This is a genomic window from Kitasatospora sp. NPDC004240 (assembly GCF_053603215.1).
Genome location: NZ_JBSGFD010000049.1, coordinates 1 through 13,554, shown reverse-complemented (window position 1 = coordinate 13,554; position 13,554 = coordinate 1). Strand labels below are relative to the sequence as shown.

12 protein-coding genes and 1 riboswitch are annotated in these 13,554 nt (G+C 72.7%); of the genes, 4 read left to right on the top strand and 8 right to left on the bottom strand.

Annotated features, from left to right (window positions below):
• Positions 1-218 precede the first annotated feature (218 nt).
• Positions 219-2,273 (top strand): HelD family protein, encoded by a 2,055-nt coding sequence (locus tag ACWEQL_RS15765; protein ID WP_452150810.1) that lies wholly within the window; start codon positions 219-221, stop codon positions 2,271-2,273.
• A 228-nt stretch (positions 2,274-2,501) separates the two neighbouring features.
• Here ACWEQL_RS15765 and ACWEQL_RS15760 read toward each other — a convergent pair whose 3' ends face one another.
• From ACWEQL_RS15760 to ACWEQL_RS15750, 3 genes are all read right to left on the bottom strand, one after another.
• Entirely contained in the window at positions 2,502-3,188 is a 687-nt protein-coding gene (locus ACWEQL_RS15760; protein WP_452150809.1) for a copper homeostasis protein CutC, read from the bottom strand.
• 140 nt (positions 3,189-3,328) lie between these two features.
• Positions 3,329-4,279 (bottom strand): hypothetical protein, encoded by a 951-nt coding sequence (locus ACWEQL_RS15755; protein ID WP_452150808.1) that lies wholly within the window; start codon positions 4,277-4,279, stop codon positions 3,329-3,331.
• Positions 4,276-4,653: a PadR family transcriptional regulator gene (locus ACWEQL_RS15750; RefSeq protein WP_452150807.1), complete on the bottom strand. Its 378-nt coding sequence runs from the start codon at positions 4,651-4,653 to the stop codon at positions 4,276-4,278. Before ACWEQL_RS15750 ends, ACWEQL_RS15755 begins: the two co-directional genes overlap by 4 nt.
• A 114-nt stretch (positions 4,654-4,767) precedes the next feature.
• Here ACWEQL_RS15750 and ACWEQL_RS15745 point away from each other — a divergent pair, with 114 nt between their 5' ends.
• Positions 4,768-5,472: an HD domain-containing protein gene (locus ACWEQL_RS15745; RefSeq protein WP_452150806.1), complete on the top strand. Its 705-nt coding sequence runs from the start codon at positions 4,768-4,770 to the stop codon at positions 5,470-5,472.
• Between the two features lie 74 nt (positions 5,473-5,546).
• Here the strand turns inward: ACWEQL_RS15745 and ACWEQL_RS15740 are convergent, their stop codons facing one another.
• From ACWEQL_RS15740 to thrC, 5 genes are all read right to left on the bottom strand, one after another.
• A complete protein-coding gene (locus ACWEQL_RS15740) occupies positions 5,547-5,906 on the bottom strand; it encodes a hypothetical protein (RefSeq protein WP_452150805.1) in 360 nt (119 codons plus the stop codon).
• Between the two features lie 194 nt (positions 5,907-6,100).
• Positions 6,101-7,723 carry a chaperonin GroEL gene (groL, locus tag ACWEQL_RS15735; protein ID WP_452150804.1) on the bottom strand — a complete coding sequence of 541 codons (1,623 nt, stop codon included), beginning with the start codon at positions 7,721-7,723 and terminating at the stop codon, positions 6,101-6,103.
• 437 nt (positions 7,724-8,160) lie between these two features.
• Positions 8,161-8,364, bottom strand: coding sequence for a cold-shock protein (locus ACWEQL_RS15730; RefSeq protein ID WP_030289665.1), 204 nt, complete (start codon positions 8,362-8,364; stop codon positions 8,161-8,163).
• A 683-nt stretch (positions 8,365-9,047) separates the two neighbouring features.
• Positions 9,048-9,326: a MoaD/ThiS family protein gene (locus ACWEQL_RS15725; protein WP_452150803.1), complete on the bottom strand. Its 279-nt coding sequence runs from the start codon at positions 9,324-9,326 to the stop codon at positions 9,048-9,050.
• A gap of 44 nt (positions 9,327-9,370) precedes the next feature.
• Positions 9,371-10,654, bottom strand: coding sequence for a threonine synthase (gene thrC / locus ACWEQL_RS15720; RefSeq protein WP_452150802.1), 1,284 nt, complete (start codon positions 10,652-10,654; stop codon positions 9,371-9,373).
• A gap of 17 nt (positions 10,655-10,671) precedes the next feature.
• A riboswitch (SAM riboswitch) is annotated at positions 10,672-10,805 on the bottom strand.
• 160 nt (positions 10,806-10,965) lie between these two features.
• Between thrC and ACWEQL_RS15715 the strand changes: the two genes are divergently transcribed.
• Positions 10,966-12,006 (top strand): glucosyl-3-phosphoglycerate synthase, encoded by a 1,041-nt coding sequence (locus ACWEQL_RS15715; RefSeq protein ID WP_452150801.1) that lies wholly within the window; start codon positions 10,966-10,968, stop codon positions 12,004-12,006.
• A gap of 37 nt (positions 12,007-12,043) precedes the next feature.
• Complete coding sequence (locus tag ACWEQL_RS15710) at positions 12,044-13,513, top strand: alpha,alpha-trehalose-phosphate synthase (UDP-forming) (protein ID WP_452150800.1); 1,470 nt, start codon at positions 12,044-12,046, stop codon at positions 13,511-13,513.
• Positions 13,514-13,554 lie beyond the last annotated feature (41 nt).

Here is a 13,554-nt window from a genome sequence, read left to right as displayed (position 1 = left end):
CGGGCCCGCGGGAGGCCGTCCCCCTCGAAAGGGGCTGGAACCGGGCGGCCCGGAGGTCTAAGATCGTTCGTCTGCCCCCTCCCGAACCGTGGTACCTGCTGAACTCCCGCAGGCAGCCGGGGGAGGCGTCGACCGCACGGCAACCGGTCGGCCGATCTCCACCGTGAAGCTCCTACGATCCGCTGCGCCCGTCTCCGGGGCAGCCGGGAAGGTTCGCCGTGCCCGCCACCCCCACCACCGATCCGCTCCAGCGTGAACGCGACCACCTGGCCGCTTCCAGGGCCGCGCTGCGGGCGATGCGCGAGGACGTCCAGGCCCTCGACATCCGCGACGTCACCGGCACCTGGGTCACCGCCCTCGTCCTGCAGAACCAGATCGAGGCCCGGATCGCCGCCCTCGCCGACCTCTCGCACACCCCGCTGTTCTTCGGCCGCCTCGACTACCTGCACGCGATCAGCGCGGAGCGGTCCGAGGGCGGCGGCGGGGAGAACTTCTACATCGGCCGCCGCCACGTCCACGACGCCGGCGGCGACCCGATGGTGATCGACTGGCGCGCGCCGGTCTCCCAGCCGTTCTACCGGGCCAGCCGCACCGAACCGATGGACGTCGAACGCCGCCGCCGCTTCGGCTACACCGGCGGCGAACTCACCGCCTACGAGGACGAGCACCTCAGCGACCCGGCCGAACCGGAGACCGCCTCCGCGCTGCTCGCCGCCGAGATCGAGAAGCCCCGCGTCGGACCGATGCGCGACATCGTCGCCACCATCCAGCCCGAGCAGGACGAGATCGTCCGCGCCGACGTCACCGGCTCGATCTGCGTCCAGGGCGCCCCCGGCACCGGGAAGACCGCTGTCGGACTGCACCGTGTCGCCTACCTGCTGTACGCGCACCGCGAGCGGCTGGCCCGCACCGGCACCCTGGTCATCGGCCCCAACAACGCCTTCCTCTCCTACATCGAGCAGGTGCTGCCCGCCCTCGGCGAACTCGACGTGGCCCAGGCCACCGTGCAGCAGCTCGTCGCCCACGTCGAGGTCCGGGCGGAGGACGACCCCGGGGCGGCCCGGCTCAAGGGCGACGCCCGGATGGCCGAGGTGCTGCGCCGGGCGGTGCGCTCCGGCATCACCCTGCCCACCGAGGCCTGCGTGGTCGTCCGCGGCTCCCGGCGCTGGCGCGTACCGGCGTACGAACTGATCGAGATCATCGAGGAGTTGAAGGGCCGCGACATCCGCTACGGCGCCGCCCGGGACGCGCTGCCGCAGCGGATCGCGCACGCCGTCCTGGTGAAGATGGAGCAGGGCGGCGAGGCCCCCGACGACCGGGTGCAGGACGCGGTGGCCCGCAACGCGGCGGTCAAGGCCGTGGTCAAGCAGTGCTGGCCGCCGGTCGACCCGGCCAAGCTGGTACTCCGGCTGCTCTCCGAACCCGACTTCCTCGCCGAGTGCGCCGACGGCGTCCTGGACGAGGACGAGCAGCGCGCCGTGCTCCGGGCCAGGCCCGACCGCTCGGTGAGGACCGCCCGCTGGACGCCCGCCGACGCCGTCCTCGTCGACGAGGCCGCCGACCTGGTGCAGCGCACGCCCTCGCTCGGCCACGTGGTGCTCGACGAGGCCCAGGACCTCTCCCCCATGCAGTACCGCGCGGTCGGCCGCCGCTGCACCACCGGCTCGGCCACCGTCCTCGGCGACCTCGCCCAGGGCACCACCCCTTGGGCGACCGGCGGCTGGCCCGAGGCCCTGCACCACCTCGGCAAGCCGGCCGCGCACATCGAGGAGCTCACCAAGGGCTTCCGGGTGCCCGAGGAGGTCATCGCCTACGCCTCCCGGCTGCTGCCCGCCATCGCCCCCGGGCTCGCCCCGGCCACCTCCGTCCGCGAGGCGCCCGGGTCGCTGACGATCACGCACGTGCCGGAGGCGGGCGCGCTGGAGGCGAAGGTGGTCGCCGCCTGCCACCGCGCGCTGGAGCGCGAGGGCTCGACCGGGCTGATCGCCGCCGACGAGCGCGTCCCGGTGCTCGCCGACGCCCTGACGGCGGCCGGCCTGTCGTTCCTCGCGCCGGGCACCGAGACCAGCGCGGAGGCCCGGCTCACCCTGGTACCGGCGTCGCTGGCCAAGGGTCTGGAGTACGACTACGTGGTCCTGGACGAACCCGCCGCGGTGGTCGCTGGCGAACCGGACCAGCGGACGGGACTGCGCCGCCTGTACGTGGCGCTCACCCGGGCGGTGTCGGGGCTCGCGGTGCTGCACAGCGAGCCGCTGCCGGTGGAGTTGGGGTGACGGGGCGGACGGATGGGCGATGGCGGTTGAGCGGTGGCGGTTGAGCGGTGGCGGTTGAGCGGTGGCGGATGACGGACGGCAGATGACAGCTGACGGATGACCGTCGCCGGACTTCGGATGACGGACGACGGATAGCAAATGGCGGATGACAGATTTCAAAATCTGTCATCCGCCATTCGTCGAGCGAAATCCGTCAGCCGTCAGCGGTTGCCCGTCAGCGGTCACCCGTCAGCCGTCGATCAAAGCCCGCCACTGCGCGACCTTGCCCGCGTCCACCGGCGACCGCCACCCGTCGGCCCGTACGGCACCGCCCACGTGGAAGGCGTCGAACCCGGCCGCCCGGAGGTCCGGGACGTGCTCCGCCCGCAGGCCGCCGCCGATCAGGATCCGCTGGCCGTACCCGGGCTCCCCCGCGCGGGCCAGTTCGGCCAGCAGCACCTCGCGGCCCGCGTCCACGCCACCCGCCGCACCCGAGGTGAGGAAGGTGTCCAACCCGGGCAGTGAGCCGACCGCCGCACGCACGGCGGCCCGGTCTACGCTGTGGTCGATCGCCCGGTGGAAGGTCCAGCGGCAGCCGGCCACGGCCTGGGCGACGGCCTCCGTGGCGGCCAGGTCCACCGCCCCCTCGGCATCGAGGAACCCGAGGACGAACTCGTCGGCACCCTCGGCGCGCAGCTTGGTGGCCCGGGCGCACAGTTCGTCCAGGTCGCCGGGCGTGAACCCGTCGCGGATGCGCAGCATGACCCGCAGCGGGATGTCCACGGCGGCGCGGATCTCGGCGAAGTCCCCGACGGACGGGGTGAGCCCGTCGGCGGCCATGTCCGTGACCAGTTCGAGCCGGTCGGCGCCACCCGACTCGGCCGCCTGGGCATCCTGGGTGGTCAGCGCGATGACTTCGAAGATTGGTCTAGACATGTAGACCAATCTGCCACAATCCCGGTCCCCTCGCGAGCCCCCGCGCCGATCGCCCCTCGGATCGCCCCACGGATCACCGCCAGGAGCGCCCCGCCGACCGGTCCTCCGATCACCCCGTCCGCCCACCCGGCCGAGCCCCGTCACCGGGTCGTGCGCACACCCCCGCCCCTCAACGACGGCACCGCGCCCCTGCGCAGCAGGACCAGCGCCGGCACCATCACGGCAAGCCCCGCCATCGCGACCAGCGAAAGCAGCCGGCCGCCCACACCGGCCTGGTCCCAGACGACGAAGAGGCAGAAGCCCGCCGTCAGCGGCAGGGTCGCGAGCCCGACGGCCGCCGGCACCTCCCAGTCGCGCCACATCGAGACCCCGAGCAGGAGCGAACCGGCCAGCAGGACCGCCGCCCAGCCCCGGTCACCGGAGAGCTGGATCATGTACGGACCCTGCATCACGCCCAGCAGCAGCCCGCCGGCCACCGCCGCCAGCACCGCCATCCGGGAGCGCCGGGTCGAGGCCTCCACCAGCTCCACGGGCGCGGCCAGCACCAACAGGCCCGCCAGGACGAACGGCAGGTCACTGGCGAATGTGAAGCCGGCCCACCAGCTCGCGGGCGACTCCATTGCGATCATCAGGAAATCGGCCACCGCGGCGACGGAGACCGCCGCGGCCAGCACCCGCACGGCCGTCCAGCGGCCCAGCAGTGCCGCCCCCGCCAGCAGGAGGGGCAACGCCACCAGGGCCCGCGTCAGCGCGTACAGCGCCAGGCCGGAGCTCCCGGGCCGCTGCGTCAGCCAGAAGTACGCGATCTTCGGCTCGACGAGCCACGGGCCGACGACCATCCCGGCGATCGCCCCGGCCACCATCGGCGCGGCCAGTGCCGCGATCCGGCCTCCCGGCGAGGTGGGGGCGAGACCCAGACTCATACGCAGCCCGTACGCGCCCAGGGAGGACGCCTCCCGAACGGTGGCCAGCGGACCGGCCCCCTCGGTGGCCTCGGCGAAGACATCGGCGAGTTCCTCGCCCCGCTCGCGGCGGTACTTGGCCGGATAGAGCCGCAGCGCGGCCCGGAAGGCGAAACTGACCTCGATCACGCGAAGGCCCCCCTGGTCCTCGTGGTCCCCGAGGTACGCGTCGCCCTCGGGGTGGAGCCGGCCGAGAGCCGCCGTTCGGCCTCGGCCGCGACGATCCGCAGCCGCTCGGCCTCCCCGGCCAGGGCCTCACGGCCACCCTCGGTCAGCGCGTAGGTACGCCGGGCCCGGCCGTCGACGATCTCCTCGGCGGCGACCTCGATCAGGCCCTGCTGGAGCAGCCGGTCAAGCGCCCCGTAGAGGGTTCCGGTCCGCATCCTGACCCGGCCGCCGGAGATCTCGGCGATCTCCTGGATGAGCGCGTAGCCGTGTCTGGGCGCATCGGCCAGTGCGGTGAGAAGGAGCAGCGTCGGCTCCTGCATGGCACGTTCAGTCATGCGTCTATATATATCGTCCAACGGCATATCCAGTCCACAGGAACCGCCGAACCACCGCAAGGAGATCGCGGAGGTCCCGGGAAACCCTTCGGCCCCGCACAGCAGAATGTCGCCATGCCGACCTCCGCCGACCACCCCGACACGCCGGACAGCCCCGCTGCCACCGCCCCCGCCATCGCCCCAACCGACCCCGCCGACCTCCTCGACGCCTGGACCGCCCTGCTCCGCCGCTGCGGCGCCCGCGTCGACCCCGAGCCGTACGGCCGCGAGCTGCTGCGACGCTGGTCCGAGCCGCAGCGCCACTACCACACCACCGCCCACCTGCGGGCGGTGCTCGGTCACGTCGACACGCTCGCCGGGCACGCCGAGGCCCCGGACGCCGTCCGGCTGGCCGCCTGGTTCCACGACGCCGTCTACCGCCCGGACCGCTCCGAGAACGAGGAGCGCAGCGCCGCCCTCGCCGAACGGGCCCTCGCCGAGGCAGGCCTCCCCGGCACCCTGGTCGCCGAGGTCGCCCGGCTGGTCCTGCTCACCGTCACCCACCACCCCGAGCCCGGCGACCGGGACGGCGAGGTGCTCTGCGACGCCGACCTGGCCGTGCTCGGGGGCACCCCGGAGGCGTACGGCGCGTACGCGGCCGCCGTGCGCGCCGAGTACGCCTTCGTGCCGGAGCCGGACTTCCGCGCCGGGCGCGCGGCGGTGCTGCGCCAGCTGCTCGCGCTCCCCGCGCTGTACCGCACGCCCACCGCCCTGGCCCGTTTCGACGGCCCCGCCCGTACCAACCTCGCGGCCGAACTCGCCCGGCTGGAATCCGCCTGACGACGAACGCCCCCGCCCCGAACGGGGCGGGGGCGGGGGCGGGCGCGGGCAGGGCGCCGGACCGACCGACGGGGCTACGTCAGCTGCCCGACCGGCGCCACGACCTTGCCCTCCTTGCCGCAGACCCAGTGCGGCTCCGGGCCCAGCTCGGGCTCCACGCTCAGCGCGTGCGGGTCACCGTCGGCCGTGCAGGCGGCGCACAGCGGCCAGCGGCCGTGCGACTCCAGCAGCGCGTCCTGGACGTCCTGGGCGACCAGCCCGAGCACGTACTCGGTGCCGTCCGGCCACTGCTCCAGCCACCAGCGCCGATGCGTCACGGCCTGCTCGACCAGCGACACCACGGCGGCGTCCGCCGCGTCCCGGGCGGTCAGGTCCGCGAGGATCAGCGCCCTCGCGTTGTGCAGGGCGGTCTCGATGTCGTCGTCAGCAGCCATCCGCCCATTCTCCCAAACCCCGCACCACCCGCCCCCACGGCCGGAGCCACGGCCCCCACCGCCGAAGCCCCACCCCCAGGAGCACCCAAGCCCCGGGGCCCCCTCCGGGGCCACCCCGGAAACGCCGCACGGGCGGCTCCCCGGAGGGAACCGCCCGTGCGATCGGAGACTCGTCCGATCCCGTGGAAGCGGGATCAGAAGTCCATGTCACCGCCCGGCATGCCGCCGCCGGCGGCCGCGGCGGCCTTCTCCGGCTTGTCGGCGATGACGGCCTCGGTGGTGAGGAACAGCGCCGCGATGGAGGCGGCGTTCTGCAGCGCGGAGCGAGTGACCTTGGCCGGGTCGATGATGCCCTCGGCGACCAGGTCGACGTACTCGTTGGTGGCGGCGTTCAGGCCGTGACCGGCGGGGAGGTTGCGCACCTTCTCCACCACGACGCCACCCTCCAGGCCGGCGTTGGTCGCGATCTGCTTGATCGGGGCCTCCAGCGCGACCTTGACGATGTTGGCACCGGTGGCCTCGTCGCCGTCCAGCTCCAGCTTGTCGAAGGCGACACCGGCCTGCAGCAGCGCGACGCCACCACCGGCGACGATGCCCTCCTCGACGGCGGCCTTCGCGTTGCGGACGGCGTCCTCGATGCGGTGCTTGCGCTCCTTGAGCTCCACCTCGGTGGCCGCGCCGGCCTTGATGACGGCCACGCCGCCGGCCAGCTTGGCGAGGCGCTCCTGGAGCTTCTCGCGGTCGTAGTCCGAGTCGCTGTTCTCGATCTCGGCGCGGATCTGGTTCACGCGGCCGGCGACCTGGTCGCTGTCGCCGCCACCGTCGACGATGGTGGTCTCGTCCTTGGTGATGACCACCTTGCGGGCGGTGCCCAGCAGGTCGACGCCGGCGTTCTCCAGCTTGAGGCCGACCTCCTCGGAGATCACGGTGCCACCGGTGAGGATGGCGATGTCGCCGAGCATGGCCTTGCGGCGGTCGCCGAAGCCCGGGGCCTTGACGGCGACGGACTTGAAGGTGCCGCGGATCTTGTTCACGACCAGGGTCGACAGGGCCTCGCCCTCGACGTCCTCGGCGATGATGACGAGCGGCTTGCCGCTCTGCATGACCTTCTCCAGCAGCGGCAGCAGGTCCTTGACCGAGCCGATCTTGGAGTTGGCGATGAGGATGTACGGGTCCTCGAAGGTCGCCTCCATGCGCTCCAGGTCGGTCGCGAAGTAGGCGGAGATGTAGCCCTTGTCGAAGCGCATGCCCTCGGTGAGCTCGAGCTCCAGACCGAAGGTGTTGCTCTCCTCGACGGTGATGACGCCTTCCTTGCCGACCTTGTCCATGGCCTCGGCGATGAGCTCGCCGATCTGGGTGTCGGCGGCCGAGATGGAGGCGGTGGAGGCGATCTGCTCCTTGGTCTCCACGTCCTTGGCCTGGGCCAGCAGCTGGTCCGAGACGGCGGCGACGGCCTTCTCGATACCGCGCTTCAGGGCCATCGGGTTGGCGCCGGCGGCGACGTTGCGCAGACCCTCGCGGACGAGCGCCTGGGCGAGCACGGTGGCGGTGGTGGTGCCGTCACCCGCGACGTCGTCCGTCTTCTTGGCGACCTCCTTGACGAGCTCCGCACCGATCTTCTCGTACGGGTCCTCGAGCTCGATCTCCTTGGCGATGGAGACACCGTCGTTGGTGATCGTGGGGGCGCCCCACTTCTTCTCCAGCACGACGTTGCGACCCTTGGGGCCGAGCGTGACCTTCACTGCGTCGGCGAGCTGGTTCATGCCACGCTCAAGGCCGCGGCGAGCTTCCTCATCAAAGGCGATGATCTTGGCCATCTGAAGTGGTCCTCCGGGACACGGTCGACTGCTCGGACCAAGGGGTGCCCGCGACGGACGGCCCTGGTGTGCGGGGGTCCATTCCCCTACCGCTCCCTGGGGCCTCACCGACCCGGTCCGCTTATCACTCTCAAGCTGTGAGTGCTAACGCCAATGATTAGCACTCTGGGGTGGCGAGTGCAAGCCCAATCGGCGATCCCGCGAGCCGCGCCCGCCCCTCCACGGAGGCCCTCCCGCCCCGCCGCGGAGGCCCTCCCGCCCCGCCGCGCGACCGTCGACGGGGCCCGCGCCGGGCGCCTCCCCGACACCGCGCGGGCCCGGGGGCGGAGGCACCCCGGACACGCCGACGGGCCCGTACGCCGATACGTACGGGCCCGTCGCGAAGCGAGAGGTCCACCAGCCGGTGGGCCGAGCCGAACTCCTGGAGCCGGAAGGTTTCAGACCGCCGCGCGGACCATGTCCGCCTGCGGGCCCTTCTGTCCCTGAGAGATCTCGAACTCGACCCGCTGGCCCTCCTCAAGGGTGCGGTAGCCGTCCATCTGGATCGCGCTGTAGTGGACGAAGACGTCCGCACCACCGTCGACCGCGATGAAGCCGTAGCCCTTCTCCGCGTTGAACCACTTGACGGTGCCCTGAGCCATTCCGAACTCCCCTAGTGCTGTGCTGGCCCTTCACGCGCCCGCAGGTCTGCGGGCCCGGGTCTGGTTGAGGCCGGCCCGGGGAACCCCCCCTGAGCGCAGCCCTGCACACCGCGATCCCCGGCCGGGCCCCGGACGGACTCCGGTGAACGGGTGATTGCGTCGACCGCGGCTGAATGTATCCGGATAGACGCCCTCTGCAACAGGCCCAGCCGATACGAATTCGCTCGGTCCATCAAGGGACAGGTCGGGCCAGAACCGGGTGAACTCGGCATTCCGTCCCGGACATGGCGGGCGAATTACCCAAATCCCCTCATGAATTCTGACATCCGCCTGACATGATTCACGGCTTCGGGGCGGACGCGGGTCTCGCCCGCCGGACGGGGCGGGGGCGCCCCGTTCCCCTCCGGGCGAAACTCTACTCCGACCGGGGCGACTAAAAATTCACGCCGCAATACGACGAGCCGCCTTCACGTCCGGAGAGTGCAATTCCGGACGTGAAGACGGCTCAACAGGTCAAACAGGTCGAACGGAACCGAACCGGCCGAATGCACCGGGCCGGCGGACCGCATCGATCAGGCCAATCGGAGCGACCGGCCGGTCAGGCCGGTCGAGCCGGCCGGACAACGAGGTCGACCGGGCCGAGAGGGCCGACCCGGCCGAGAGGCCCGACCGTCACCGGGGCCTCAGCAGCCGCCGGCCACCGCCGGGATGATCGAGACGCCGGCGCCGTCCTTGATCTCCGTGGCCAGGCCCTCGGCGAAGCGCACGTCGTCGTCGTTGACGTACACGTTCACGAAGCGGCGCAGCTTGCCGGTGTCGTCCAGGAGGCGGGCGGCGATGCCCGCGTGGTTCTTCTCCAGGTCGGCGATGACCTCACCGAGGGTGGCGCCCTCGGCGGTCACCTCGGCGGCGCCGCCGGTGTAGGTGCGCAGGATGGTGGGGATGCGGACGTTGGCGCTCATGGCGGTGGCTCTCCTAGCTGGGGGGCGGAGCGGGGCGGGGAAGGTCAGACGGAGGCGAGGCCGGCGGCCCGGAAGGACTCCAGCGACGGCCGGATGACGGTGGTCATGCCGGCGTCGGAGACGGCGTCCAGGGTCTTCAGGCCGTCGCCGGTGTTGATCGCGACGGTCTCCTTGGCCGGGTCCAGCTGACCGGTCTCGACGAGCTTCTTCAGCACGCCGACGGTGACCCCGCCCGCGGTCTCGGCGAAGACGCCCTCGGTGCGGGCCAGCAGCTTGATCGCGGCCACCACCTCGGCGTCGGTGACGTCCTCGACCGCGCCGCCGGTGCGGCGGGCGATGTCCAGCACGTACGGGCCATCGGCCGGGTTGCCGATCGCCAGCGACTTGGCGATGGTGTCCGGCTTGACCGGCCGGATCACGTCGTGGCCGGCCTTGAACGCGGCCGAGACCGGGGAGCAGCCGGCGGCCTGGGCGCCGAAGATCCTGTACGGGCGGTCCTCGACCAGGCCGAGCTTGATGAGCTCCTGCAGACCCTTGTCGATCTTGGTGAGCTGGGAGCCCGAGGCGATCGGGATGACGATCTGCTCCGGCAGCCGCCAGCCGAGCTGCTCGCAGATCTCGTACGCCAGCGTCTTGGAGCCCTCGCCGTAGTACGGGCGGAGGTTGACGTTGACGAAGCCCCAGCCCTCGCCGGCCGGGTCGCCGATCAGCTCGGAGCAGAAGCGGTTCACGTCGTCGTAGTTGCCGTCGATGCCGACCAGCTGACCGCCGTAGACGCCGGCCATGACGACCTTGCCCTGCTCCAGGTCGTGCGGGATGAAGACGCAGGACTTGAAGCCGGCCCGGGCGGCGGCCGCGCCCACCGCGCCGGCCAGGTTGCCGGTGGAGGAGCAGGAGAGCGTGGTGAAGCCGAAGGCCCGCGCCGCCTCGATCGCGCAGGCGACCACGCGGTCCTTGAACGAGTGGGTCGGGTTGCCGGAGTCGTCCTTGATGTGCAGCTGGGCGGTGAAGCCGAGCTCGCGGCCCAGGTTGTCCGCCTTCACCAGCGGGGTCCACCCGGGGTTCAGGTTGGGCTTCGAGGCGACGTCGGCCGGGACGGGCAGCAGCGGGGCGTAGCGCCAGATGGAGGCCGGACCGGACTCGATCCGCTTGCGCAGCTCCTCGGCGGCCTCGCTCCCGAAGTCGTACGCGATCTCCAGCGGACCGAAGCACTCCAGACAGGCGAAGCTGGGGCCGAGCGGGAACCGGGTGCCGCACTCGCGACAGGACAGCGCGGCGGCGGGGCCGAGGTCAACGGTGCTGACGGGTGCGGCAGTGTCGATAGCCATGATGGCGGAGGCCTCTCTCCTCATCTTCCCCGTGACGCGGGCGCGCCACGGGCCGGAATTGGCACCTGTCCCGCCGGGGCCTGTACGACAGCCGCGCGAGAAGGTTGCCGGGACGTCAACGGGCCGTTCCCTCAGTCCCTCTGGATGAGCTCTGTGAAGTTGTGGTCCTGCTCAGCGGTGACCCCGGCGTGCGAAGGTCCGACCGCTGTACGAAGACTGTATCCGAAGGCGTCAATGCCGAAAGGGACCGTCCGCCACGCGAGATGGACCGTTTCACCCGAGCAGAGTCAGCGATCCTCAGGAGTGTGCCCGTGCCCGCCGAACCGACACCCGAGCTCCTCCCGGAGGTGGCGTCCTGGCTGCGCCGCCGCTCCTGGAGCGCGGCCGACCGTCCGGTGCGCACCCTGCTGGACGCCAAGCGGGCGGCCGGCCGCGCCGGCACCGTCAGCGTGGTCCTGCCCGCCCTGGACGAGGAGGCCACGGTCGGCGACATCGTCCGCACCATCCGGCGCGAGCTGATGGAGCGCCTGCCGCTGGTCGACGAGCTGGTGGTGGTCGACTCGGGTTCGGCGGACGGCACCGCCGCCGCGGCCGCCGGCGCCGGGGCCCGGGTGGTGCGCCGCGACGACATCCTGCCGCGGCTGCCCGCCGCCCCCGGCAAGGGCGAGGTGCTCTGGCGCTCGCTGCTGGTCACCCGTGGCGAGATCGTCTGCTTCGTCGACGCCGACCTGCGCGAGTTCGACCCCGCCTTCGTCTCGGGCATCGTCGGCCCGCTGCTCACCGATCCCGGGATCCAGCTGGTCAAGGCCATGTACGACCGGCCGCTGGAGGTGACATCGAGCGGCTCCGCCGCGGGGGAGGGCACGGTCATCCCGTCGGGCGGCGGCCGGGTGACCGAACTGGTCGCCCGCCCCCTGCTCAACCTCCACTGGCCGGAACTCGCCGGTTTCGTCCAGCCGCTCGGGGGCGAGTACGCGGCCCGCCGCTCGCTGCTGGAGCGGCTGCCGTTCCCCACCGGCTACGGCGTCGAGCTCGGCCTGCTCGTGGACGCGCTGGAGACCGCCGGTCTGGACGCCCTCGCCCAGGTCGACGTCGGGGTCCGCCACCACCGCCACCAGGACGGCCAGGCGCTCGGACGGATGGCGGCCACCATCTACCGCACGGCCCTGGAGCGGCTCGACCGCACCCACCGGCTGAAGGCCTCCGCCGACCTGGTGCACCCGCTGCTCACCCAGTTCACCCGCGATCCGCTGACCCGTACCTTCACCGCCCACAGCCACCCGGTGACCGCCCTGGAGCGGCCCCCGATGCACACCGTCCCCGAGTACACCGGCCGCCACCCGGTGCTCTGAGCGTTTGCCGACCCCGCCCCCCGGCAAGGTTCCAACCATGGGCGATCTCACGACCGAACGTTCGAGTCCGACCGGCACCGCCCCCGTGCTGGTGGCCTCCAACCGGGGACCGGTGTCGTTCGGCGCCGCGGCGGACGGCACGCTGACCCTGCGGCGCGGCGGCGGCGGCCTGGTCTCCGGCCTGTCCGCGATCGACGATCCCGACGCCGTCTGGGTCTGCGCCGCCCTCGGCGAGGCCGACCGCCGGGCCGCCCGCGAGGCCCCGGACGGGCGCCTGGACCGCGCCGGGCACGACGTCGGGGGCCAGGCCGTACGGATGCTCGACATCGACCCGGAGACCTTCGCGCGCGCCTACAACGGCGTCGCCAACTCCACCCTCTGGTTCGTGCACCACCTGCTGTACGCCACACCCACCGCGCCCGCCTTCGACGAGGACTTCCGCACCGAGTGGGCCGCCTACCGGGAGTACAACGCGGCCTTCGCCGCCGCCCTGGCCGCGGAGGCCGCCCCGGGCGCCGCCGTCCTGGTGCAGGACTACCACCTCTCGCTCACCCCGGCACTGCTCCGCGCCGCCCGCCCCGACCTGCGCATCGGCCACTTCTCGCACACCCCGTGGGCGCCGCCCGAGTACTTCCGGCTGCTGCCGGACGACGTGGCCGGGGCCGTGCTGACCGGGGTCCTCGGCGCCGACCGGGCCGGGTTCCTCACCCGCCGCTGGGCGCTCGCCTTCGCCGACTGCTGTGAGGCCCTGCTGGGCGCCGAGGTCGACCGCGAGGCGCTCACCGTCACCCACGCCGGGCGCACCACCGTCCTCGGCGTGCACGCCCTCGGCGCCGACGCGGACTTCCTGCGCGAGCGCGCCCACCGCCCGGACGTCGACGAGCGGCTCGCCGTCCTGCGCGCGGCGGTCGGCGGGCGCCGCACCGTCGTCCGGGTCGACCGCACCGAGCTCAGCAAGAACATCGTCCGCGGCCTGCTGGCCTACCGGCACCTGCTGCGCACCCGCCCCGAGTGGCACGACCGGGTGGTGCACATCGCCTTCGCCTACCCGTCCCGCACCGACCTCGCCGAGTACCGCGACTACACCGACCGGGTCCGCCGGCTGGCCGCCGAGATCACCGACGAGTTCGCGACGCCCGACTGGCAGCCGCTGATCCTGCACGTCGACGACGACTTCGCGCGCTCGCTGGCCGCCTACCGGATGGCCGACGTGGCCCTGGTCAACCCGATCCGGGACGGCATGAACCTGGTCGCCAAGGAGGTGCCGGTGGTCTCCGACGAGGGCTGCGCGCTGGTGCTCTCCCGCGAGGCCGGGGCCTACGCCGAGCTGGGCGAGGACGCGCTGGGCGTCAACCCGTACGACGTCATCGCGACCGCCGAGGCGCTGCACGCCGGGCTCAGCATGCCCGCCGGGGAGCGCGCCGACCGCACCAAGCGGCTGGTCGCCGCGGCGACCGCGCTGCCGCCGCAGCGGTGGTTCCTCGACCAGCTCGACGCGCTGCGCTGAGCCCCCTCGGCCCGGAGCGGCGGCCGGGGCACCGGGCCGCC

Bases quoted from the DNA above. Each gene is read 5' to 3' on its own strand.
- ACWEQL_RS15710 (WP_452150800.1), top strand. From the start codon at position 12,044: ATGGGCGATCTCACGACCGAACGTTCGAGTCCGACCGGCACCGCCCCC.
- ACWEQL_RS15750 (WP_452150807.1), bottom strand. From the start codon at position 4,653: ATGACTGAACGTGCCATGCAGGAGCCGACGCTGCTCCTTCTCACCGCA.
- groL (WP_452150804.1), bottom strand. From the start codon at position 7,723: ATGGCCAAGATCATCGCCTTTGATGAGGAAGCTCGCCGCGGCCTTGAG.
- ACWEQL_RS15760 (WP_452150809.1), bottom strand. From the start codon at position 3,188: ATGTCTAGACCAATCTTCGAAGTCATCGCGCTGACCACCCAGGATGCC.
- ACWEQL_RS15740 (WP_452150805.1), bottom strand. From the start codon at position 5,906: ATGGCTGCTGACGACGACATCGAGACCGCCCTGCACAACGCGAGGGCG.
- thrC (WP_452150802.1), bottom strand. From the start codon at position 10,654: ATGGCTATCGACACTGCCGCACCCGTCAGCACCGTTGACCTCGGCCCC.
- ACWEQL_RS15730 (WP_030289665.1), bottom strand. From the start codon at position 8,364: ATGGCTCAGGGCACCGTCAAGTGGTTCAACGCGGAGAAGGGCTACGGC.
- ACWEQL_RS15725 (WP_452150803.1), bottom strand. From the start codon at position 9,326: ATGAGCGCCAACGTCCGCATCCCCACCATCCTGCGCACCTACACCGGC.
- ACWEQL_RS15745 (WP_452150806.1), top strand. From the start codon at position 4,768: ATGCCGACCTCCGCCGACCACCCCGACACGCCGGACAGCCCCGCTGCC.